Origin of the sequence: Erythrobacter ani (assembly GCF_019204025.1) — a bacterium.
Taxonomy (GTDB): Bacteria; Pseudomonadota; Alphaproteobacteria; order Sphingomonadales; family Sphingomonadaceae; genus Erythrobacter; species Erythrobacter ani.
In genome coordinates, this window is sequence record NZ_JAGSPB010000002.1 from 384,839 (window position 1) to 405,619 (window position 20,781).

Annotated in this window: 18 protein-coding genes; 8 read left to right on the forward strand and 10 right to left on the reverse strand. The window is 58.0% G+C overall.

Going from position 1 to position 20,781, the window contains the following annotated elements; genetic code table 11:
* Window positions 1-84: 84 nt before the first annotated feature.
* Together KCG45_RS08825 and KCG45_RS08830 are read left to right on the forward strand one after the other, a co-directional pair.
* Complete coding sequence (locus tag KCG45_RS08825; RefSeq protein WP_218316898.1) at window positions 85-2,244, forward strand: TonB-dependent receptor domain-containing protein; 2,160 nt, start codon at window positions 85-87, stop codon at window positions 2,242-2,244.
* A 50-nt stretch (window positions 2,245-2,294) separates the two neighbouring features.
* Window positions 2,295-3,299, forward strand: a complete 1,005-nt coding sequence (locus KCG45_RS08830; RefSeq protein ID WP_218316899.1) for a DUF6607 family protein — start codon at window positions 2,295-2,297, stop codon at window positions 3,297-3,299.
* A gap of 126 nt (window positions 3,300-3,425) precedes the next feature.
* On the opposite strand, the gene KCG45_RS08835 is transcribed toward KCG45_RS08830, so the two are convergent.
* Window positions 3,426-4,322: a LysR family transcriptional regulator gene (locus KCG45_RS08835; RefSeq protein WP_218316900.1), complete on the reverse strand. Its 897-nt coding sequence runs from the start codon at window positions 4,320-4,322 to the stop codon at window positions 3,426-3,428.
* Window positions 4,323-4,437: 115 nt separating this feature from the next.
* Here KCG45_RS08835 and KCG45_RS08840 point away from each other — a divergent pair, with 115 nt between their 5' ends.
* From KCG45_RS08840 to KCG45_RS08850, 3 genes are read left to right on the forward strand one after another with little or no spacing between them, the layout of a single operon-like run.
* Window positions 4,438-4,911, forward strand: coding sequence for a nuclear transport factor 2 family protein (locus KCG45_RS08840; RefSeq protein ID WP_218316901.1), 474 nt, complete (start codon window positions 4,438-4,440; stop codon window positions 4,909-4,911).
* 45 nt (window positions 4,912-4,956) lie between these two features.
* Window positions 4,957-5,583 carry a glutathione S-transferase family protein gene (locus KCG45_RS08845; RefSeq protein WP_255548101.1) on the forward strand — a complete coding sequence of 209 codons (627 nt, stop codon included), beginning with the start codon at window positions 4,957-4,959 and terminating at the stop codon, window positions 5,581-5,583.
* A gap of 27 nt (window positions 5,584-5,610) precedes the next feature.
* On the forward strand, window positions 5,611-7,239 hold the full coding sequence (locus KCG45_RS08850; RefSeq protein ID WP_218316902.1) for an FAD-binding oxidoreductase: 1,629 nt from the start codon (window positions 5,611-5,613) through the stop codon (window positions 7,237-7,239).
* 100 nt (window positions 7,240-7,339) lie between these two features.
* On the opposite strand, the gene KCG45_RS08855 is transcribed toward KCG45_RS08850, so the two are convergent.
* The 4 genes from KCG45_RS08855 to KCG45_RS08870 form a co-directional block, all read right to left on the reverse strand.
* Window positions 7,340-8,203: a hypothetical protein gene (locus KCG45_RS08855; protein WP_218316903.1), complete on the reverse strand. Its 864-nt coding sequence runs from the start codon at window positions 8,201-8,203 to the stop codon at window positions 7,340-7,342.
* Complete coding sequence (locus tag KCG45_RS08860) at window positions 8,200-10,614, reverse strand: fimbria/pilus outer membrane usher protein (protein WP_218316904.1); 2,415 nt, start codon at window positions 10,612-10,614, stop codon at window positions 8,200-8,202. The genes KCG45_RS08855 and KCG45_RS08860 overlap by 4 nt, the downstream gene beginning before the upstream one ends.
* A gap of 7 nt (window positions 10,615-10,621) precedes the next feature.
* Window positions 10,622-11,353: a fimbrial biogenesis chaperone gene (locus KCG45_RS08865; RefSeq protein WP_218316905.1), complete on the reverse strand. Its 732-nt coding sequence runs from the start codon at window positions 11,351-11,353 to the stop codon at window positions 10,622-10,624.
* Window positions 11,354-11,435: 82 nt separating this feature from the next.
* Window positions 11,436-11,945 (reverse strand): hypothetical protein, encoded by a 510-nt coding sequence (locus tag KCG45_RS08870; RefSeq protein ID WP_218316906.1) that lies wholly within the window; start codon window positions 11,943-11,945, stop codon window positions 11,436-11,438.
* 391 nt (window positions 11,946-12,336) lie between these two features.
* On the opposite strand from KCG45_RS08870, the gene KCG45_RS08875 reads away from it, so the two are divergent.
* Entirely contained in the window at window positions 12,337-12,954 is a 618-nt protein-coding gene (locus KCG45_RS08875) for a helix-turn-helix transcriptional regulator (protein ID WP_218316907.1), read from the forward strand.
* A 108-nt stretch (window positions 12,955-13,062) separates the two neighbouring features.
* On the opposite strand, the gene KCG45_RS08880 is transcribed toward KCG45_RS08875, so the two are convergent.
* A complete protein-coding gene (locus KCG45_RS08880) occupies window positions 13,063-13,605 on the reverse strand; it encodes a hypothetical protein (protein ID WP_218316908.1) in 543 nt (180 codons plus the stop codon).
* A 249-nt stretch (window positions 13,606-13,854) separates the two neighbouring features.
* Here KCG45_RS08880 and KCG45_RS08885 point away from each other — a divergent pair, with 249 nt between their 5' ends.
* Complete coding sequence (locus KCG45_RS08885) at window positions 13,855-16,080, forward strand: efflux RND transporter permease subunit (protein WP_218316909.1); 2,226 nt, start codon at window positions 13,855-13,857, stop codon at window positions 16,078-16,080.
* Window positions 16,081-16,082: 2 nt separating this feature from the next.
* On the opposite strand, the gene KCG45_RS08890 is transcribed toward KCG45_RS08885, so the two are convergent.
* Complete coding sequence (locus KCG45_RS08890; RefSeq protein WP_218316910.1) at window positions 16,083-17,036, reverse strand: NAD-dependent epimerase/dehydratase family protein; 954 nt, start codon at window positions 17,034-17,036, stop codon at window positions 16,083-16,085.
* Window positions 17,037-17,126: 90 nt separating this feature from the next.
* Here KCG45_RS08890 and rfbF point away from each other — a divergent pair, with 90 nt between their 5' ends.
* Complete coding sequence (gene rfbF / locus KCG45_RS08895; RefSeq protein WP_218316911.1) at window positions 17,127-17,987, forward strand: glucose-1-phosphate cytidylyltransferase; 861 nt, start codon at window positions 17,127-17,129, stop codon at window positions 17,985-17,987.
* Here rfbF and KCG45_RS08900 read toward each other — a convergent pair.
* From KCG45_RS08900 to KCG45_RS08910, 3 genes are read right to left on the reverse strand one after another with little or no spacing between them, the layout of a single operon-like run.
* Entirely contained in the window at window positions 17,910-18,332 is a 423-nt protein-coding gene (locus KCG45_RS08900) for a hypothetical protein (protein WP_218316912.1), read from the reverse strand. The two genes, rfbF and KCG45_RS08900, sit on opposite strands and share 78 nt — an antisense overlap.
* Before the next feature lie 7 nt (window positions 18,333-18,339).
* Window positions 18,340-19,794: a GMC oxidoreductase gene (locus KCG45_RS08905; RefSeq protein WP_218316913.1), complete on the reverse strand. Its 1,455-nt coding sequence runs from the start codon at window positions 19,792-19,794 to the stop codon at window positions 18,340-18,342.
* Window positions 19,795-19,822: 28 nt separating this feature from the next.
* Window positions 19,823-20,779: a hypothetical protein gene (locus KCG45_RS08910; RefSeq protein WP_218316914.1), complete on the reverse strand. Its 957-nt coding sequence runs from the start codon at window positions 20,777-20,779 to the stop codon at window positions 19,823-19,825.
* Between the last annotated feature and the right edge of the window lie 2 nt (window positions 20,780-20,781).

Consider the following 20,781-nt stretch of genomic DNA (forward strand, 5'->3'; position numbering starts at 1 on the left):
TTTGCGCTGCGACGGCATGACCGCTTGACGGCGTGAGTGCATCTAAATAGTAATGCGAATCAGTCGCATTATCAGGAAGACGTGATGCTTTCCCAACCACTCAAGATTACCGCCGTGCTCTCGTATTCGGCGCTGGCGTTAAATCCGGCCGTTGCATTGGCGAGCGAGGATGGCGAGACGGGGGCTGACGCGGAAAGCAGCAAGGAGATCACGGTGGTTGCCACGCGCAATGCCACCTCGAGCTTCGATTTTCCAGGTCAGGTCACCGTGATCGATCGCGACAGGATAGACGATTTCAACGCGTCCACTCTTCAGGATGTCTTCGCAGCGATACCAGGAACCACGTTCGATTCCGGCCCCCGCCGTACTGGAGATGTACCGAGCATCCGCGGCCTTTCGGGCAATGCGATCCTGATTTTTCAGGATGGTGCACGCCAAAGTTTCGTGTCGGGACACGACGGGCGATTTTTCATCGACCCGGAGCTCGTCCAGACGATCGAGGTTGTCCGCGGGCCAAGCTCCGCGCTCTACGGATCGGGCGCCCTCGGCGGCGTGATCGCCACCCGCACCATCACCGCGAGCGACATGCTGAATGACGACGAGCGGTTCGGCGTGCGGCTCACATCGGGATACCAATCGGTCAATGACGAATTCCGCGTTGGCGGGACAGTCGCGGGTCAATCCTCGAATAAGGTGTGGGACGCGCTTGGGCATGTCACCTATCGCGAATCCGGAAACATCGAGCTCGGCAATGACGCGCTGCTGCCCGCCGACGATGCGATCACCTCTTCCCTGCTCAAACTTACCGTTCGTCCCACCAGCAGCCTCGGGATTACCGGGTCTTACTCGCGTTTCGAGCTGGGATCGACCGATCCGCAGAATCCCCAAGGTGCGAATGTCGCCGGCCCAGACAACGACCTGGTGTTCCGCGACGCCCGCAACGACACGGCGCAGCTGGGTCTGAACTGGAACCCGGTCAGCCCCGCGATCGATCTCAATATTGTCGGTTATTACAGCCGCAACGCTGTCGAAGAAGACGAGGTCGACGATCCGCGCATCACGGATCGGGAAGTCGAGACGCTAGGTATCCTTGTCGACAATCGTTCGAGATTTTCGTTCAGCGACGCAAGTTCGCTCACGCTGACCTACGGCGGCGAATATTACCGCGACGAGCAGCGCGGGCTGGACACGGCGACAGACGACGCAACGCGCGGAGGAGTTCCCGACGCTAAGACGGACTTCGTCGGCCTCTTCGTGCAAGCGGAGTTCGAGCTGGAACAGCCCCTAGGCCTTCCGGGAAATCTCAGCGTGATACCAGGCATCCGCTGGGATTCCTTCGAATCCAGCGCAGAGGATGAAAGTTTCGGGATCGATGACGAGGAGTTCTCGCCGAAGATCGGTGCGTCATACAAGCCAATCCCGGAAGTGCTGGTATTTGGCAATTACGCGCTGGGCTTCCGTGCGCCTTCGTTCAACGAGGCCTTCGCTGACGGGACACACTTCGTGATCCCGAACCTGACCGCCCCGCCGGGACCGCGAGGTCCGGTTTTCGTAAGCAATCTGTTCATCGGTAACCCGAATCTACAGGCGGAAGAATCCGAAAGCTGGGAAATCGGGGCCGGGCTGGATTTCGGCGACGTGATAGGGCGCGGTGATCGCCTCTGGATCAAGGGATCGTATTACAACAGCGACGTCGACAACCTGATCGGCTTGGATGTGAATACGCCTGCGGGCTGCTTTGTTGCCAGCCCGTTCGTGCCGCCATGTGGTTCAGGTGCCGCGTTTGGCAACACGAGCCAGAACGTCAACATCACCACCGCAGAGATCGATGGGATCGAGGTGGAGTTCGGTTACGAATCCGATGTATTCTATGCCCGCGGCCATTTTTCGACGATTGATGGCATTGACGCGGATAGCGGCGAGTTCCTCGAGGGCTTTCTCCAGCCGAATGTTTTGTTCGTCGATCTTGGCGCGCGCCTCGGGAAGACAGGGCTGCGCCTCGGATCGCGCATCACTTACGCCGCCGATTTCGACGAGGTCAATGAACCGCAGGATGTGCGGGACGGGTACTTCGTCAGCGATATCTACCTCATTTACGAACCAGACAGCGGACCTTTGCGCGATTTCCGCGTGGATCTCGGCGTCGACAATGTCGGTGACGCGGATTTTGAGGTGGTGAATGCCGGGGTCAGCCAGCCTGGCCGGAATGTCAAAGCCGCGATCACCTGGTCGAGAGGTTTCTGATTTCAAATGCACATGCGTGTCAATCGCATTAAAATCGATAGGAGTGTCCTATGCTTATCAATACCAAATCCATCCTTGCCGCGGGTCTCGCCGCTGCGGCAATGCTCGCGGCGCCCATGCCCGCGCTCGCCGATGACCCGATCGAACGCAGCCCAGCTGCAGAAGCAGCCGCGTTTGAGGCCGACCGCGAGACCATCCTTTCGATGGCGGGCGACTTCGCGGTTGTCTTCGACATGCAGGAGTCCACCGCGTGGAAGGGCGGCTATGATCCAATCGATCGGAAAGTCACGAGCGGTTACGAATCGGTTCGCATCGTCGAAGATACGGGCAGTAAAATCGTTCTTCAGCATCTGCTGGTCACCGGCACGAAAGACAATCCCTATGTGGTCAAGCACTGGCGGCAGGACTGGGAATACGAGCCTTCGCAGATACTGACCTATCAAGGCGGCGACAGCTGGAAGATGGTCGATGTGCCGGACGCCATGCGGCCAGGGCGGTGGTCGCAGACCGTGTACCAGGTTGACGACAGCCCGCGCTATGCCGGTTGGGGGCAATGGCAAACGACCAATGGTGTGAAGCGCTGGCGGTCGAACTGGACGACCCGGCCGCTCGCCCGGCGTGATGCCGTGCGGGATCCGATCTATGATCGCTATGTCGGCATCAACCGGCATCAAATGACACCGACAGGTTGGATTCATTGGCAGGACAACACCAAAATGATGCCTGCTGAAGACGGGAGCGGCGATCTCGTTCCTGTGGTGCAGGAATATGTGCTCAACACCTATGAGCGATATGACGATTACAACATCGCCGCTGCCGAAAGCTATTGGGAAAAAACCCACGAATACTGGGCTGCTATTCGTGAAAAATGGGATCAGGTCGCCGCCGAGACGGGTGGCATCGAGATCGCGCAGCAAGCCGATGTCGGAACTACGATTGCCGGTGAATTGTTGAAACTCGCGGATGCGATCAAGGCCGGCGAGACTAATGTCCAGAGCGCCAGCGCAAGAGCAGTCGCCCTGATCGATGAAGGGACGTCACGCGGCGGCGGGTAGGGTAAAGCTTGCCCGCAGGCTCAGCTATTGGCGCGAGGGGAAGGCCGCTCCCGGGCACGGAAAGCTGGGTGTGGGCACCCGGCGAGATTTCTCATGCCCCCGCATTGCCTGACGCTTTTCTCGTCCTCAATCGGAAGCTTCGAGGGCGAGAAGCCGTTTTCTGGCAAAATCGATAAAGGCGCGGACTTTCGCTGGCGCGCGTCGCCCTTCGACGTGAACAAGATGGATGGGCAAGATCGCCGGCTCGTAGTCCGTCAACACCGCCTTGAGCGTTCCTTCCAGCAGCTCCGGGCGGACTTGATACGACAGGAACCGCGCGAGGCCCCAGCCTTGTTTTGCAACCGCGATTGCAGCGGCAACACTGCTTAGAATAAGCTTGGGCTCGACCCGCACGCTCTCCTGAGTGTCTTGGCCAAAGCGCCATTCGTTTGTCGGGCTGACCGGCGACGCGGCAAGCAACCGGTGTGCCTTGAGATCCTTGGGTGACAGCGGAGTGCCACTGCGGGCAAAGTATTCTGGCGCGCCGCAGACGATCCGCCGAACCTGGCCGACCTTTATCGCCGACAGACCGGATGAGGGCAGCGGGCCGATCCGAACGGCAATATCAAAGCCCTCATCGATGATATTCACGATGCGATCGACCATCAACACCTCCGCCGTGACATCGGGATGCGAGTCGAGAAACTCCGTGAGTATCGGACCGACGTAAATGCGGCCGAATTCGTTCGAACAGGTGATGCGTAGATGTCCGACCGGGTTGATCGCTGCGCCTCGGGCCATCTCGTCCGCAGACTGCAACTGAAAGAGCGCATCTCTGGCGTCGTCCAAATAGGCTTTGCCGATATCCGTCAAGCGGACGCGGCGCGTCGTTCGTGTGAAGAGCTTGACCCCGAGCCGTTCTTCGAGGGCATTTACCCCTCGCGTTGCCGACGGTGCGCTAAGCCCAATAGCCCGCGCGCCGCCTGCGAAGCTTTCGTTTTCTGCGACCGCAATGAACACTTCGAGGCTCTGTAATCGGTCCACAAACACTCATTCACGACAGAATATGAAATAATGAAGTTCAAATTCGGTATATTATCTCGAAAGGCAATGCAATCTAGCTAAGGCACCATCAATTCGATGCACGAGGTTAGACACGATGGAAATTGCAGAGCGCCCACCCCTTCCACCATTCACGGCCGAGACCGCCGCGCAAAAGGTGCGACTGGCCGAAGACGGATGGAATTCACGCGACCCCGCAAAGGTCACGCTTGCTTACACTCCAGACAGCAAATGGCGGAACCGCGCCGAGTTTTTGCAAGGGCGTGAGCAGATCGAGCAGTTCCTTACCCGGAAATGGGCGAAAGAGCTCGATTACCGGCTGATCAAGGAACTCTGGGCTCACGACGCCAATCGCATCGCCGTGCGTTACGCTTATGAATATCACGACGACAGCGGGAATTGGTTTCGTGCCTATGGAAATGAAAACTGGGAGTTCGATGGGGATGGCCTGATGGCTCACCGCCACGCCAGCATCAACGAAAGTCCAATCGCGAGTGCGGACCGCAAATTCCATTGGCCGCTCGGGCGGCGCCCTGAAGACCATCCCGGCCTCAGCCACTTCGGATTCTGAACTCGGCCATCGCGGCCCACCAGTTCTCAGTGAAAGGATAATCGAATGACCTCTCCCATAAAATTGTATCGCAATCCGAAGTCCGGCCATTGTCACCGCGTCGAGTTGATGATGTCGCTGCTTGATGTGCCTTATGAAACCGTCGATCTCGACATGGCGAACGGTGCGCACAAGGCGCCCGAATATCTCGCGATCAGTCCGTTCGGCCAAGTCCCCGCAATAGATGACGACGGCACAACGCTCTCAGACAGCAATGGCATCCTCATCTATCTCGTCTCGAAATACGGTGATGATGCACAGTGGCTAGGCAAGGACGCCTTGGAAAAAGCGCAGGTCCAGCGCTGGCTTTCCGTCGCCGCCGGTGAGATCGCAGCAGGGCCGTGTGCAGCACGCTTGGTCACGGTGTTCGGCGCCAACTTCGATCACGAAGCAGTCATGGCGAAGGCGCATGATCTCTTCGAGATCATAGACGCGGCTTTGAACAAGAAGACTTTCCTTGTCGCCGAGCGGCTCACCATCGCGGACATCGCAGGATATAGCTACATCGCCCATGCGCCCGAAGGCGGCGTGAGCCTTTACCGATATCCCAATATCCGCGCCTGGCTTTCAAGGATCGAAGCGGAGCCAAAGTTCGTTGCTATGGCGAAATCGCCGATCCCCGAAGGCGCCTGAGCGATCGCGGATGTGAAGGAGCGCGCCGTGTCAGATCATTCCAACCCGTTCCATGACGGCGAAATTCGTGCACAAAGTCAGGCCGGCGTCTCCGGCGTTGCAGACTGGGCCGCAGGTTTCATTCGCCCGTTCATGCCGGATCAGCATCGAGAATTCTTTTGCCAGCTTCCGTTTCTGGTGTTGGCAGGGGCGGATGAGACTGGCCGCCATTGGGTGACATTATTGGATGGTCCAGACGGTTTCATAACATCGCCCGATCCAAACTCGCTTGCGATGGATGCATCACTCGACCCGCATGATCCTCTGTCGGGTACGCTGACAAACGGCGGAAATGTCGGCCTGCTCGGCATAGAGCTGGCCACACGCCGACGAAACCGCATGAATGGCAATCTCCGATATGATGGGTCGATCCTGATGGTCGATGTCGATCAAAGCTTCGGCAATTGTCCGCAATACATCCACGAGCGTAAATGGCGGCGGGCGGAGCGCACCGCACTGGGAAAAGCAGTCCATTCCTCGGCTCTCAGTGAGGCCCAGAGTGCGCTGATCCGCGGTGCCGACACCATGTTCATCGGTACGGGTCAGAGCCAGCGCGGTGATCATCCCTCAAACGGATTCGACGCGTCGCATCGCGGCGGCGAGCCGGGCTTCGTTGCAGTGAGCGATGCGGGGCACCTGCGCATTCCCGATTACGCCGGGAACAACTTCTTCAACACCATCGGCAATTTGCTCGAAAATCCGCGGATCGGGCTGGTTTTCGTAGACTTTGGGACGGGCGGCCTGCTGCACGTATCGGGCACGGCGCAGGTCGACTGGTCTGCCAGCGAAAGCCACGATCCGGGTGCGCTACGAATGATCGACGTGACGATCGATGCGGTCGTCGAAAGGCCTGGAGCCCTGTCGCTGCGCTGGTCGAAAGACGACAGCGATCTGCGGCAACTGGTCGTCATCGACAAGGTTCGCGAGTCCGAAGATATCACGTCTTTCCACCTGGCGCCCGCTGACGGTGCAGCCCTTCCTGCGTTCAAGGCCGGTCAGCATTTGCCGGTCGAGCTTAATATACCTGGCCAACCGGGGAGGGTGCGCCGCAGCTATTCTCTATCGGGCTCGCCCGACTCCGGCACATACCGGCTCAGCATCAAACGCGAGGCCAAGGGGATGGCATCGCGTTTCATGCACGATGTGCTGCACGAAGGGGGCCGCGTTGACGCGAGGCATCCCTCGGGAGATTTCGTCATTCCCTGCAGCAACTGCCCGCTCGTGCTGGTCAGCGCGGGGGTGGGTCTTACGCCGATGCTATCGATGCTGCACGATGCTGCACGCAGCACCGAGCGGCCCGTCTGGTACGTTCATGGCGCACGCAATGGTAGGTCGCACGCTCTGCGAGCAGAGGCAGCACGGCTCTCCAAAACGTCTCCGAAACTCAAGGTGATGACGCTCTACACCCAGCCGGATTCTGCCGACATTCTGGGCGAGCACTACGATGCTCGCGGCCGCGTGACTGTGCGCACGCTGCTAGAATTGAACGCGGGAGAGGGAGCGCATTACATGATCTGCGGACCAGCGGCCTTTCTTGCGGATATCCGCTCCGGTCTGGAAGCCGCAGGCGTTCCAGAATCGCAGATCCATTTCGAAACGTTCGGGCCAACAGGCTAGGTGCCGCGCTCTGGGTCCTCGAGAACGTGCCTAGGATTGAACCAAAGGCGACACTGGGGCCTCGTTATCAAATGAGCGAGCGGGGGGGCACGTCACCTCTTCATTGGGCGATCATCTCAACGGTTATGTTATCCTGATATGTACCAGAGAACGCTCCGGTGACATCCCCAACCTGAATATCCAGCCTGTAACGCGATCCTTGAAGGTTGGCCTCGGGCCTGCGCCTGACGACCTGACCCGATGCGAGAGCGAGGGGGGCTCCATCGAAAGTCGCTGAATATTCAATCCGGTGCTCTGCCCGGTCCTGCGAGACCATGGCGCCACCGTTTTCGGACTGGATGGTAAAATCGACGTCGGTATTGGCTTGCGCATTGAAAAGAATGAAAGCCTGTTCGCCGGTTTCCAGTTCTCCGAAGTCGATGAAGGCAAAGGTTCGGTCGGCGTTGGTGGTCCCTGAAGTGCCTGCGATCGAGAGGGTCGTGTCGGCCAGGACCTGAAGGCTGATGGGCACCTCGATTTGCTCATCGAGGACGGTGCCGAGATCGTCGAGCAGTCTGACATCGATCAACATGTCGCACCGGCCCGGCTCGGCGAATGTGCGGCTTTCGGGCCGCCAGCGGAGCATAAGATATATCTCCTCACCCGCCAGCAACGAAACCTCGGTCACATAGCTGGCTGCTCTGCGGACCAGCAGATTGCCATTCAGACGGGCTGCGATCGGCTCGCTGCAGGGCCAGGCAAACTCGGCGGCATCAGTGGGTGTTATCTCTAGCTCACCGTCAAAATCGACATCGCGCGGCGCGGATATGCGGATCATCGTGACTTCGCCCTCGGGCAAGGTCTGGAATGGCTTGAAAACTGTCGCCACAGGCTGCTCGATTTCGAGAACGGGTTGGGCCGAGGCCGGTGCGAGGATAACCAATATGCCGACCATGAAAAGCGCGCAGGTTCGAAACAGCTTCATTGTAGAGGCTCCAATGTGATCTCGCCCTTCTGAACGATCCCGGTTTCATCTTCGGCAAGGGTGATGGTAGCAGAAAGGTGCTCCATCCCGTCGACCTTGATCTGGTACGTCCCGGGCTCGAGGTTTTCCGCGACCAGCCGACCGGTGCGGTTCGTGAAGAAGCGTGCAATTTCACTGCTGCCGTCGGCGGAAAGTATGCTTCCGGTTGCAAGGCTGACTTGCTCTTCATTCGACAAGACAAGCCGCGCCAATACCGTCGCGCGGATTTCGCTGCCGATATCGACACGGTAGCCGGCTCTGAAGGGCGGCAACACCTCGACGATGTCGGTACCAAGGTCATATCCCGGCTCGAGATCGGTTACTTGAACTGAGAAAGCATAATTCGAATAACCAGCCCTGAGAGGAATGAACGCAGGGCCGAACGGATCGCTGTGGGCCGCTTCCCCAAGTCCGCTTTCGTTAAGTGACGCGCGGCGATCGCTGATATTCTCGTGCCGTTTTACGATCACGAAACCAGAATCGAATGGTCGGCCAAATTGGACCGCTCCGTCTGCGAACCCGATACCGACGGCTGTCGTAATCTCCGAGCGAGAGGAGGTGCCGAATGGTGTTTCGCGGGTCTGGTGATCGAATTGGATCTCGGCACGGTTGCTGATGTGGCGGATCTGGCCGTTGCCTTCGAAGAAGCCTTCCCGGTCACGCGAAATCTGCGCGCGGATCTGGCTTTCACCGACTGAAAAGCCGCCGAACCGCTGGTATTCCAATCTGGCATCGCCATCGGTGCCGATCCGTGCGCGCGCCCTCGATCTTCTCCCGAACGGGATCGAGACCGACAGCGTCGCGCGGTAATCGTCCGATCGACCGGCGCGTTGAACGACCTGGCCGCGCGCGTTGAAATTGGCGCGCATCATCCGCCATGTTGCCCCCATGGCGAACGACCGCGTGCGCCTGCCATGAATACGGCGGTGCGATGCGTCTACGCTGAATTGCACATTTTCGGTCTGGACCAGGTATCTGAGATCGAACGATACCTCACGCAGCTCCGGTCCCGCCAGGGTTTGCAGGTTCTCGTTCCGCCAAACCACCTGTGCCGCGACGGTGTGCAGCAGCGACCCGGTTTCGAACTGGTTGCGATACTGGATGGCGGCAGATGCGCCGAAGCCTTCGGAGGACTGCGAGACGCTGGTTTCGCCAGAGACGATCCCGACCTTCGTCGCGATTGCCACGCTTCCGCTGACCTGAACGAGATCGAAGGAGGCTTCTATATGGGCGCCAAGCGTCAGGCTCGTCGTGACGCCCACGTCGTAGCTGGCAGACAGGGCCGGATCGTCCGAGTATCTCGGAGAGGACGCGAAGCCATGGCTGAGCACACCGATATTGAGATCGAACCGGCTGAGCCCTTCGCCAAGCAGCTCATTGTCAATAAAAGCGGAAAAACTGATGACTTCCGGCGGGCCGGCACCATCATCGACCGTGATGACCGCATTGTTCGATCCGGTCGTGAAAGGAAAATCGCTTACGTCGTATGCGCCGGGTGGCAGTTGCTGATCAAATGCGACAAGGCCATCGACTTCGACCAGCACACGGGCCGGTCGCTCCAATGTGAAAGTTTGCCTACCCCTTGGAAGCAAGGTTCGGAATGGCTGGATCTCCTCGTAGGCTCGGCGAAAGCTTACGCCCACGAGATCGACCGATCTCTGCAGGTTCGACAGGGGACGTGTACGAAAATCGCCAATGGTGAGCCGCGTAGCGTCTTCGAAATTGTCCTTGATCAATGCGACGTCGTGGCGACGGAAAAGGTCGTCGCGCTCCGTTTCGATGCTTGCCTCCCATGCGAGGGTCCAGCCATCGAAGCCTCCGACATTGACGAATCCGAAGATGTCGGAACGGAACGGTTCAAACTCCGGCCCCGTGCGGGGCTGTTCGTGAATATGCGCCACCCGCGTAATGGCGGTCATCCCGGCCGAGAAGTCTGCTGGCTGGATGCCCGACCCAGGCGTGACGGATACAGTATTTCTTAGGCTGATCTGCCGGACGCCCCGCTGCGCTACCGACAGTTCGACGGTCAGCGACAAGCTTTCGGGCACATACTCGATCATAAGGCCCGCATCAGCTAGAGCCTGCAACGTGGCGAAGCCCTCGGAGCTGACTTCGGACGAAAGCACAGCTTGAACGGTGGCCTGATCGATTTGTCCGTCGAACAAGGCAAGCATGTCCTCGGGGCGAACGGATACCTCCGCCCCTTTGATCTTGGCCACAACTTCGCCAAGCAAAATTCCATCGAGCGAAACCGGCAGATCGAGCGCGACAGCCTTTTGTGTCCGCAGATTATCCGGGCTGAACTCGGCGTCGCCAGTGCCGTGGCTCGATGAGATCAGCGCCGTCGCCAGGATCGCGGTATCGAGTGACATCGTCTGATCACTGGGATTCGACCAGCGTTATGGTGGTCTCTCGCGGATCGAAGCCCTCTTGCGCTGGCATTGTCACGTACAGCTGGCTCCCAGGTAAGATGAGGTTCTTATCGAACCACCCCTTTGTCTCGGTGCTGTCGACTTCAAGCGACCGTTCGCCTTGGGACAGACGTATGTCGAGATCCGACATCCGCGCGTACCGGCTACCTTCGTTCGAAACCAACATTTGCCAGTTCCCACCTTCCAGAGCAGTCATTTCGCGCACTGTGAGATTGCTACGCGTGTTGGCTGGCACGATATTGACTAGTGTGGCGAAATTCACCGTGACCGCCACTCCGCTTTCGCCGCCCTCACGCATGTCGATCGGCAATTGGTTGATGCCAATGCGATAGGCTTTGCTGCTGTCGAGAGCGCCCTCACCAATGTATCGCACGCGAATAGCCTGGCTTGCGCCAGCATCAATCACTGCCTGAGGAGGAAAGATCAGAAAATCGTCTTCAGCCGGGCCAAGTGTTTCGTTGCCGTTTTCGTCGATCGACAGCGAATTGGGCACGACTTCGATCGTGATCGGAAACGACCGGGTATTGGTGACTTGCAGGGTGGTCTGTGTGCCCGCTCCTGAAGGTTCGAGTTCGAAGCGCATCGGATCGACGCGCTGTGCGTGCGCTGGGCTGAGAATGGCTAATGGAGCCGCCATCATCGCCAGAAGAAGCGCTCTTTTCAATTTGGTATCGAGCATGGCTGACCTTTCATGCTGAACTGTTGGATACGACGGAAATGCCGCTGGTCGGATCATCAGGATCCGACCAGCGGCACACCGGTCACGAAGCGGTCAGCTGCACCGTGATGGTGTCTGAGTAGCCACCTGCCCATACGGCAGTTTCGGTAAGTTCAACTTCGAGCACTCCGGCGACGCCCGACGCGAGATCGAGACCGCCAGATGCAAAACCGGTTGCCGACGCATCATTGTCGCCTTGGACACCAACCGGAAGCACCAGAGAGAGAGAGCCGCCGTCGATGGCATCGCTCGTCAGCGTTGCGGTGTACTCGATTTCGAGATCTTCTTGGTCATCACTCTCCATTCCACCTTCGGAACTGATCAGAGTGACTTCTGCACCGTCGGCGTCGTTGCATTTCAGAGTGAGGTTGTCGGTGATGGTCTCGCCCGCAGTCATCGACGGAAATACGAAGGCGGCGAACCCGTCCTGAACTTCGCAGACCGGTGGAACAACGCCAGTAATCTGCGTGCCGCCGGCTTGAGCGTGGGCGGGGGCTGCAATCGCAATTGCCGGGATGGCCGCTGCGAGCAGAGCTTTATTGATCGTACGCATTTGTAATCTCCAAAAATCTTGGTTCAGGTCACTCGCCTCGGAACGAGACGAATTTTGCCCATCGCGTCATTTTCGAATTGTGATGGGGCGCCCGTGATCCGAAGCCTAAGCCTCTCAATAATTGAGGGAAGTGCGCATGTGCTCGCCCGACCGATCCAAAGATGCGGAGACTGCAAATTCGATCCAGGTGTTCTCTTTTGATCCAATTCCCCGATCGAATGAGGTCTCATCCTATCCTTTGGCAGTGGGACTCTGCGAAATTGTCAATTAAGTACTAAAGCGCCATCTTCGTTGGACTAAAGATCGGGAGCGGTTAGTTTACTGCCATAACGAAAAACGAATCGGCAAATTGGTCGCACGAATCAAATGTTTCGCGGGGAGTGGACCTTCAATGGTGGATTCAACGAGTGCGGCAATCGTTTGCCACAGCACTTTCTTACTCGATATGGTCGCTGAGAACCTACGGGAGCGTGGCATTACTGTTGTCGCTGCCGAAAGCAGATTCGCTGATATTTCCGACGAATGCAGACCCGATGTGATGGTTGTGGTCGAGGCGGCACCAGGCGAGGTGTTTCGTTCCGCCGACAAGATCGATGCGCTAGCCCGGCGGTTCAGCCGTTGGCTGACGATTGGTTCGTCCGAGCAGGGTTCAGCCTTTCAGCGTCTGCGCGCAATTCGCAGCGATATTTCCGGCGTTCCCCTCGATATCGGGTCGGAGGACATGTATCACGCTGTCGAACTGGCTGCTCACGCGAGCTCCGTTTGCATTGGCGGCACGTGCTGCAAATGCATTTCCAGAGAGATGCACAAATTGAATGCTGCGCATCTCGATCGCGGTCAGTGGGAAATACTCGAGATGTTGGCCGATGGCGCAACGAACAAACACATAGCCAATCGGTTCGAGTGCGAAGAGAGCAAGGTCAAGGGCATGATACGGCGGCTCTTGACCGCGATCGATGCGAGTAACCGAACGCAAGCTGCGGTACTGGCGGCACGGGCTGGCCTTTAAGTGCTGACCTGGAACAATCGCGCTCGGTTGCCGCAAAGGTCGAAGCTGATCCGTCAGGTGGTAACGCGCGATGTCCCGATCTGGCCGTTCGCAAGCCTTCGCAGGTAACTAGCGGCGAAAAGTGATCTTGCCCAGTTCGTCATTCGCCCCGCCGCCCACGCCAGTGCTCAGCGAGAAACCATCACCGCTCAGATCCCATACCGTCTTGTAGCGAACCTTTTCCTTGGTCTCCTTGTCTTTCCCTTCGTAGAAAAACGTGAGCCGGTTTCCTGTTCGCTTGCCTGCAATGTTCACGACGCCCACACCGCGCGGATTAACCCAGCGTCCCGTGACACGGTTGGTGTCGGGATAGTCGGCGATATGGCCCAGCAACGTGTACGTGCCACTGGTTGCAGCGCATTTGCCGCTGATGGTCAGCTTTCTCGAGCCGGATTTGTACCGCGTCTTGAGCCGGCATCGCACACCTTCCTTCGTACCGCCCTCTTCGCGTACGGCCCAGCCATCGCCACGCCACTGACCGGCGATTTCGGACAGAGGTATCGTACCGGCGTTTTTCGGCTGTGAGCTTGCCGAAGCGGGTATCAAAATCGCAATCGGCGCAAAAAGCGTGGCGGACAGAAAAATTCGCTTGAAAAGCTGTTTCCGTTTCATCTGACTGGTACTATGCCTGCTGAGAATTGAGGTTGTGCGGGAACCGAGGCGGCAGAGCTTAGCTTTACCTGTGTGGCATCACAAGACATCTCGCTGATCGGATCGCGGCAAACAGCGCCGCGGGGGGAAATTGAATTGTCGCGCCTGGAACAGTTTTGCGCGCTCGAGGGTGGATAGATCATCGGTACTCGAGTGAAGATGATTGGGCAGCTCGCCGACGCGATTTGTCGGCGTCAAAGAGCGCTACTGATGCTGGTACTGGGACTTATTGCGGTTTCGGTGATCGGTGCCACGCAGATCCGTGTCGAAGACGGCGCGCGTGATATTTTCGTGTCCTCCTTCGATGAATATGCGCGGTTTACACAGCACACCGCCGAATATCCGCAAAGCGACAGCGAAATCGTCGTCTTGGTTACATCGGAAAACGGCTTCGATCGCGAGCAGCTGATCCTGCTTCAGGACCTGGTTTTCGACGGTCAGCTCATCGAAGGGGTGGATTTCGCGCATTCGATTTTCTCGATGCAGGAATACAACGCCGAGACGCAGGCTTTTCAAACTGTGATCGAAGGCGACCTCTCGGAGTATGAGGACGTTTCGGTAGCTTTGGACGAGGTTGCGCGCTCGCCCTGGACAATCGTCCCGATGATAAATCCCGAACGCACCGAAACGATTCTTGTCTACGCGGTGGAGGAACAGCGGGTCGACGATAAGCAGGTGCAGCCGATTATTGACGAATTCCGCGAACTGTTCGCTGAGGTTCCGCCCGAAGCGGGGCTGGAATTCCAGCTCACCGGTACGCTGCCGATCCTCAATGTCATCGTAAACCGCATCATTGCGGAGCAGGGCCTGCTCAATGGGATCGGCGGGCTTCTGGGATTGATCACATCGCTGTTCCTGTTCCGAAGTCTCGTGGTGGGCTTATTGACGGGGATAGCGCCGATATTCGCCGTTCTCCTGACCTTGGGGGCGATGGGTTGGCTCGGTCTCGAAATGAATGTTTTGACCAATTCGATTTCGATCCTGATTCTCGTGATCACCATGGCGAATTGCATCCATATGACGTTCGAATTGCGCAAATTTGCAAAGCGCGGGGCGGGGCGGGACGAGTCCATTCGCGGCATGATGCAGGCGATTGCATCTCCCTGCCTGCTCACCGGTCTCACCACGATTATCGCTATGGCTGGGCTTTCCTATTCGGATTCAGAGCTGATTCGCGTCTTTTCGCTCGCAGCGGTGATCGGGCTTTGCATGTCGCTATTCGCGGCAATCGTCATCCATCCGCTCGTCTTCGCGCTCACCTGGCGCTTCGCCCCGATTGAGCGAGCCCTCAAACAGCATGTTTTGCCGCAGCAATATTGGAGCGAACTGTTCGGCCGCACCACCAAGTGGTTGCTGGCGCGGAAATTCGCCGTCGCCGCCGTTAGCACGGGTTTGGCAGCCGTGCTGCTTGCGGCGTTCTTGCCCGTACAGACGACCCATCGCTTTAACGAATATCTACACGATGACGATCCGATCCTCCTCGCTCTCGAGCGCGCCGAGGCAATCAGCAGTCCGACCCAATCCCTCGATATCGTGCTTCGTCAGGAGGAGCAGGGCGAGCCGTTGGTCTCCAACGCGAACCTTGAGGTCCTGGCGGCAGTGCATGAAGATCTCGAAACGGAATTCCCCGGTAATCGGATCTACTCGCTTCACAGCCTTCGCCAAATCCTGCGCGAAGCAGGGCAGCCATCATCAGCGGACGATGTGGACCGAATACTGGAGCAATTGCCCGAACGCGCGCAAACCGAATTGATCGGCCGGAGCAGAGACGGGTTTAAGCTTTCCTTTCGCGTTGCAGACCAGCCTTCGCCACAGATTCGCGCGTTGATGGACCGCATCAACGCGCGTTTGGATCAAGCGGAGCTGGGCAAGCTGACAGCAGAGCCGATCACCGGACTGACTGCGCTTGCCGCGATATTATCGGACAAAATGATCAAGGAGCTGACGATCAGCTTCTTGATCGCTGCGTTTGCCTGCCCGCTTCTGATCGCTCTTTGGTTTGGTCAGTGGCGGTTCGGTCTGGCGGCAGTGTTGCCGAATGTCATCCCGGTTCTGATGGTCGGAGCATGGCTGATGGTGAGCGGGTGGCAACTACAATTCATCGGGGCGATTGCCCTTTCCATTGCGTTCGGGGTTGCCGTCGACGACACGATCCATGTCCTCAACCGCTATGACATCAATCGCCGTGAAAAAGGTGCCGCTTTCGCGCTTGGTGATATTCCGAACGTGATGAAGCATGTCGCTCCGGCGCTCATGACAACCACGCTGGTGCTATCGGTCGGAATTTCGTCTGCGTTTTTGAGCGAAATGCCGACCGTGATGTTCTTCGGCGGGTTGTGTATCGCGATTTTCACGCTCGCGTTGCTTGCCGATCTGTTCATACTGCTTCCGGTTCTGGCGGTGCTTGAACGCAAACGGCTGGCTTCCCGGGATTAAAGTCAGCGCCGCAATGCCTCGTGGCGCCACGCGATCGTGTCTCGCAGGCCGGTGTCAAGATCGTATGCAGGCGACCACCCGGTGGCGGCCCGAAGCTTTTGCGTATTTGCTACGATCCGGGGTGCTTCGCCTTGCCTGTCGGGCAAGGCTCCGACATGCAGCAAGTCTTCCCGTCCGCACAGTTCTGCAATGCGCGATGCCAGCGCTTTGATAGAAATGCCCTCACCGGTTCCGACATTGAAGGCTCCGCGACATCGACGCGCCGCCAGCGTGGCCAGGCCGCTCGCCATATCGGGAGCAAATCCGAAGTCGCGGACCGCTTTCCCGCTCCCGGTTTCGGCCGTTTCACCGGCAAGGATGGGATCGATGATCTGCGGCACCAGTCGTTCCGTGTTCTCGAATGGCCCGAATAGGTAGAACAACCGGGCCCAGGTTAAAGACCCACCTGCCTTTTGCGCATCGGTGAAGGCCTGTTCAGCCAGTTCGGCCTTGGCGCGGCCATAGATCGACGACGGTGCAATGGAGGTAATATCCTCTTCGCATTCTCCGTGATCGGGTGGGTCGTATTCTGCGCAAGTGCCGCATGCGACCACATGCCCGCCGGTTCTGTCCCAGAACTCATTGAACAGGCGCAAACTCGCATCACGCCAGATCCAGTTTTCTTCGAGGTGCCACAATCCTCCCGCTTTGGCGCGTGCCCATGCAGCGTGGATCAGAATGGAAGCCTTGTAATGCGTCAGGAGCGTAGCGGCAGCGTCCGCTTCCAGCAGATCGACGCTTTGCCACTCGACGCCGGGAAGCGGTTTGCCGGCGGGTGCTTTGCCCAAGGCGAGCACTTGGGCACCCTGCTTTCGAAGCTGGTCGACGACCGATCGACCGACGAATCCGCTCGCTCCGGTCACTATGACAAGGTCGTTTTGGATGTATGTCCTCCCATCAGGCTCTCCATCGCCCATCCAAGCTAATCCGAATGCGCCAATGATCCGATAGCCGCGATCCTCTACTATTTTGTCACGGCCGAAGTGGTTTAAACGAAGGAGCGCCTAATGAAAGTCGTGATACTCGCCGGAGGGCTGGGCACACGTATCAGTGAGGAAACCTCCGTACGTCCGAAGCCAATGGTTGAAATCGGGGGTAAACCGCTGTTGTGGCACGTAATGCGCCACTACGCGCATTACGGACTCAAAGATTTTGTTATTTGTTGCGGGTACAAGGGCGAATACATCAAGGAATTCTTCCTTAACTACCGGAACCTGGGAAGCGATTTCACGATTGATCTGGGCAGCGGCGAGGTCAATTTTCACAATCCGGTCGACGAAGATTGGAAAGTCACCCTGATCGACACCGGGGCGGATTCGATGACGGGCGGGCGCGTTCGCCGCGCGAGAGCCGCGATCGGAGATAGTCCGTTCTGCCTCACATACGGGGACGGCGTTTCCAACGTACCCATCGATCGCCTGCTCGAATACCACGCGGAGCACGGCAAATGGGCGACGGTCACCGCAGTCCGCCAGCCTGGCCGGTTCGGCGCATTGGGCATGAGCGATGATGGCGTTTCCGTGACCGGTTTCCGCGAGAAGGGGCTCGACGATGGCGGGCACATCAATGGCGGGTTCTATGTTTGTGAGCCGGAGGTTTTCGACCTGATCGAAGACGATTCGACGATCTGGGAGCGCGATCCGATGGACAAGTTGGTCGATCAGAACCAATTGGCCGCGTTCCGCCACGATGACTTCTGGCAGTGCATGGATACCCTGAGGGACAAGAGTTATCTCGAAGAGGTCTGGGCCCAGCCCGATTGCCCTTGGCGAATGGTTTATGAGAAGGCCTCAGGTCAGCCGCGCGAATGGATTCGAACAGATATCGACCACGCCCAGATACCGAACAGGATCCTGACCGCCGTTTGAGCTGAAGAAGTCCGATCCCAGCATGAACATCGTCGCGACGCGGCGCTTGAACCCGTCGTAACTCAGATTGCTGCCAAACAGCATGTCGAGCCCGTCGTATCCAACGATGCGCTGAGCGCGCATCAATTGATCGATCTTACTGCGTTCGACCTCGGTTTTCTCCAGGTAATCACGAGCGAACTCTTCGGCAGAACCCTCGGCGAAACGCGTTTCGGGCAGCGCATGGCGGACGAAACCGGCGATGAAGCCTTCCATGTCTCCGGTCAGAACGCGGATGCCGCCCACGCCTGCAATCGCCGCGGTTGCGGTTCCGCCAAGGAGCATTTGTCGGCGAGATATCTTCATAACGCTGTCATCCCAGCATCTGATCGACGGCGCGGTACGAAAGGGCGGCGGCGGAAAGCGTCGGATTCGCACTGGCGGGCGTCGGGAAAATGGACGTTCCCACCACGCAAAGATTGCGGACGGCATGCGAGATCATGCCCGCATCCACGACCGAATCCTCTATCGATGATCCCATGCGCAAGGATCCCTGGATGTGGCCAAGGGTAGGCTTGATGCCGAGAAACCGGACGCCCTCGATCGGGAGCGGTGAGAAAATTTCGGGAATGCGCGAGATCGCGTGGTCCAATCCGGCCATGGCATAGTCGGACCAGTCCTTGAACCTCACGACGGGTTTATCGCTGCCGTCATCGAACACGCCATTCTCGTAATCAAACACGTCCTCGACATAGAGGGTGATGGGCAGGGTCTGCCGCCAGCGCCCTGGCTCAAGCCGGAACCCATGCATCAGATTGTTCTTCACCAGATAGATCGAGTTTGCGAATTCGGCTGAACGGCCTTCCTCTACGATCGACAGATTAATGGCAGTGGAGTCTGTCCCCCCGTCAAAGTGATCGAGGCCGCCGAGCAGAACTTCCACGTCGGCGAGCATCTTCTCGCCGAGATATCGGCCGACCCCATGGCCGGCTATCCCGGATCGCTGAAAGATAAAGGGGGAGTGGATCGCGTTCGCACCGAGCACACACAGGTCGCAATCGGCGGAGTATTCGCGACCCGCATTCTTGAAATGCACTGCTGAAACATTTCCGCCTTCGACATCGAGATGCGTCACTTCGCATCCAATACCAATCGAAACAGAAGGGTGGCTAAGTGTCTCATCCATGGCATTGAACGCCGTAAATTTTGCTCCGACCGGACACAGATTGCATTTTGCCGACGAACAGCAGCGCCCGCGCGCGCCGACCGAGCGCGAAAGCTTGGCCGTCGGCATGGGGAAGTGATTACCGTTCCCTTTTTGCACCATGATCTCATCGGCAGAGGTCAATTGATGCGCTGGTTGCGGATACTCTTCAGTGCCGGGATAAACCCTGCCGATCTCGCTGGAACCGGCGATCAACATGATCCGCTCAAGCTCCTGCCAGTACGGAACCAGATCGTCGTAATCGATTGGCCAGTCGCTGCCCAATCCGGTTTGTGTGCCTACCTTGAAATCAGACGGGTGCATGCGCGGGGTCAGGCCCCACCAACAATTCGTGCTCCCTCCCAGACCGATGGTGAAATCCCAGGGCTTGCCGCTGCCTTCTCCATGTTCGTAAGTCTGTTCCGGCGGGATGTCCGAGTTCGCGCGGTTCTCAAGCTGCCATTCAGAAGAGTTGTAACGACCGCGCTCCAGGATGAGTATCCGGTCGTTGGGGCGTTTTTGAAGGTAGCGTTTGAGGAAGAAAAGCGAACCGAAACCCGATCCGATGATTACGACGTCCCATACCGTTTCTGCCGAAGCCTGCTCGGGCGTGACGAATTTCATGACCGTAACCAAGATGACGGGTGAGGCATCAGGCGTGAACCTTGTCGTCTGGCTCGAATTGCAGAACGCCGTCCTCGACCGTGTCGCCAACATCGTATTTCGCGATAAGGTTGGGATCGATCGCCTCGTCATCGGTCATCCGCCGAAAATCGCGAAGAGCCGTTCCGGTCGATGAATTGTCAACGTTGACTGCGCCGATACCCTCACGAACGTGCTCGATGTCGACGATGCGGAAATCGATGCTGAAACGCGTGTTGCCAGTGACGTTGTCGGATGTTGCATGCAGTTGGTTTGCCGAAAACATCACGGCGCCTCCGACCGGAAGGACCATTTGGACGGCGGCCGGATGATCCAGGGGTGCGCGTGGCTGCGGAATGCCGCGCTTGTCTTCCCCCTGGCGATGTTGCGCTGCATTCTTGCGCCCCGTCGCGTTCCACCTGTAAATATTGAAATCGTCGGATGAGTTCGGCAGTCCCGTTTCGACGTAATGCGGATAGAACTCCATGGAGCATTCGCGCGTCATCGGGAAAATCGGCAACCAGAACTGGATCTGCTGCATCGGCGCAGACCACCAGGTGTCGCGGTGTGGGGGCTGCTTGTGTCCAACTCCGGAAACCAGATAGCCGTCGCTGCTGACGACGCGCATCCGCGGGACGTCGATATAAGTGCGAGCGGGATCGAAACCGAGCTCCTGCAGGTAGCTTTTCTGGAGCGTTCTTGTCTGCGTATCGTGGATGAAACGTGGTTTAACCTGCGCTGCACGCTCGACGAAATCGTCCACATCGAGGACATGCTGTGCCGTACGCGGATCGTGAGGGTGAAATGCCTCCTCGATCATTGTCTGCGCGTGTTTGCACAGGCTGAGACCCGCGGCCGAAGGAGGTAGGAGGTTGATCTGGCCGCGATAAATCGCCTGTTCGTGTCCTTCGATACCCCCGTCCAAACCGACGGTCATCGCGATCGAATTCTTGTCGCCTTCTCTCATGA

Bases quoted from the DNA above. Each gene is read 5' to 3' on its own strand.
- KCG45_RS08825 (WP_218316898.1), top strand. From the start codon at position 85: ATGCTTTCCCAACCACTCAAGATTACCGCCGTGCTCTCGTATTCGGCG.
- KCG45_RS08830 (WP_218316899.1), top strand. From the start codon at position 2,295: ATGCTTATCAATACCAAATCCATCCTTGCCGCGGGTCTCGCCGCTGCG.
- KCG45_RS08840 (WP_218316901.1), top strand. From the start codon at position 4,438: ATGGAAATTGCAGAGCGCCCACCCCTTCCACCATTCACGGCCGAGACC.
- KCG45_RS08845 (WP_255548101.1), top strand. From the start codon at position 4,957: ATGACCTCTCCCATAAAATTGTATCGCAATCCGAAGTCCGGCCATTGT.
- KCG45_RS08855 (WP_218316903.1), bottom strand. From the start codon at position 8,203: ATGAAGCTGTTTCGAACCTGCGCGCTTTTCATGGTCGGCATATTGGTT.
- KCG45_RS08860 (WP_218316904.1), bottom strand. From the start codon at position 10,614: ATGTCACTCGATACCGCGATCCTGGCGACGGCGCTGATCTCATCGAGC.
- KCG45_RS08865 (WP_218316905.1), bottom strand. From the start codon at position 11,353: ATGCTCGATACCAAATTGAAAAGAGCGCTTCTTCTGGCGATGATGGCG.
- KCG45_RS08870 (WP_218316906.1), bottom strand. From the start codon at position 11,945: ATGCGTACGATCAATAAAGCTCTGCTCGCAGCGGCCATCCCGGCAATT.
- KCG45_RS08875 (WP_218316907.1), top strand. From the start codon at position 12,337: ATGGTGGATTCAACGAGTGCGGCAATCGTTTGCCACAGCACTTTCTTA.
- KCG45_RS08880 (WP_218316908.1), bottom strand. From the start codon at position 13,605: ATGAAACGGAAACAGCTTTTCAAGCGAATTTTTCTGTCCGCCACGCTT.
- KCG45_RS08885 (WP_218316909.1), top strand. From the start codon at position 13,855: ATGCTGGTACTGGGACTTATTGCGGTTTCGGTGATCGGTGCCACGCAG.
- KCG45_RS08890 (WP_218316910.1), bottom strand. From the start codon at position 17,036: ATGGGCGATGGAGAGCCTGATGGGAGGACATACATCCAAAACGACCTT.
- rfbF (WP_218316911.1), top strand. From the start codon at position 17,127: ATGAAAGTCGTGATACTCGCCGGAGGGCTGGGCACACGTATCAGTGAG.
- KCG45_RS08900 (WP_218316912.1), bottom strand. From the start codon at position 18,332: ATGAAGATATCTCGCCGACAAATGCTCCTTGGCGGAACCGCAACCGCG.
- KCG45_RS08905 (WP_218316913.1), bottom strand. From the start codon at position 19,794: ATGAAATTCGTCACGCCCGAGCAGGCTTCGGCAGAAACGGTATGGGAC.
- KCG45_RS08910 (WP_218316914.1), bottom strand. From the start codon at position 20,779: ATGAGAGAAGGCGACAAGAATTCGATCGCGATGACCGTCGGTTTGGAC.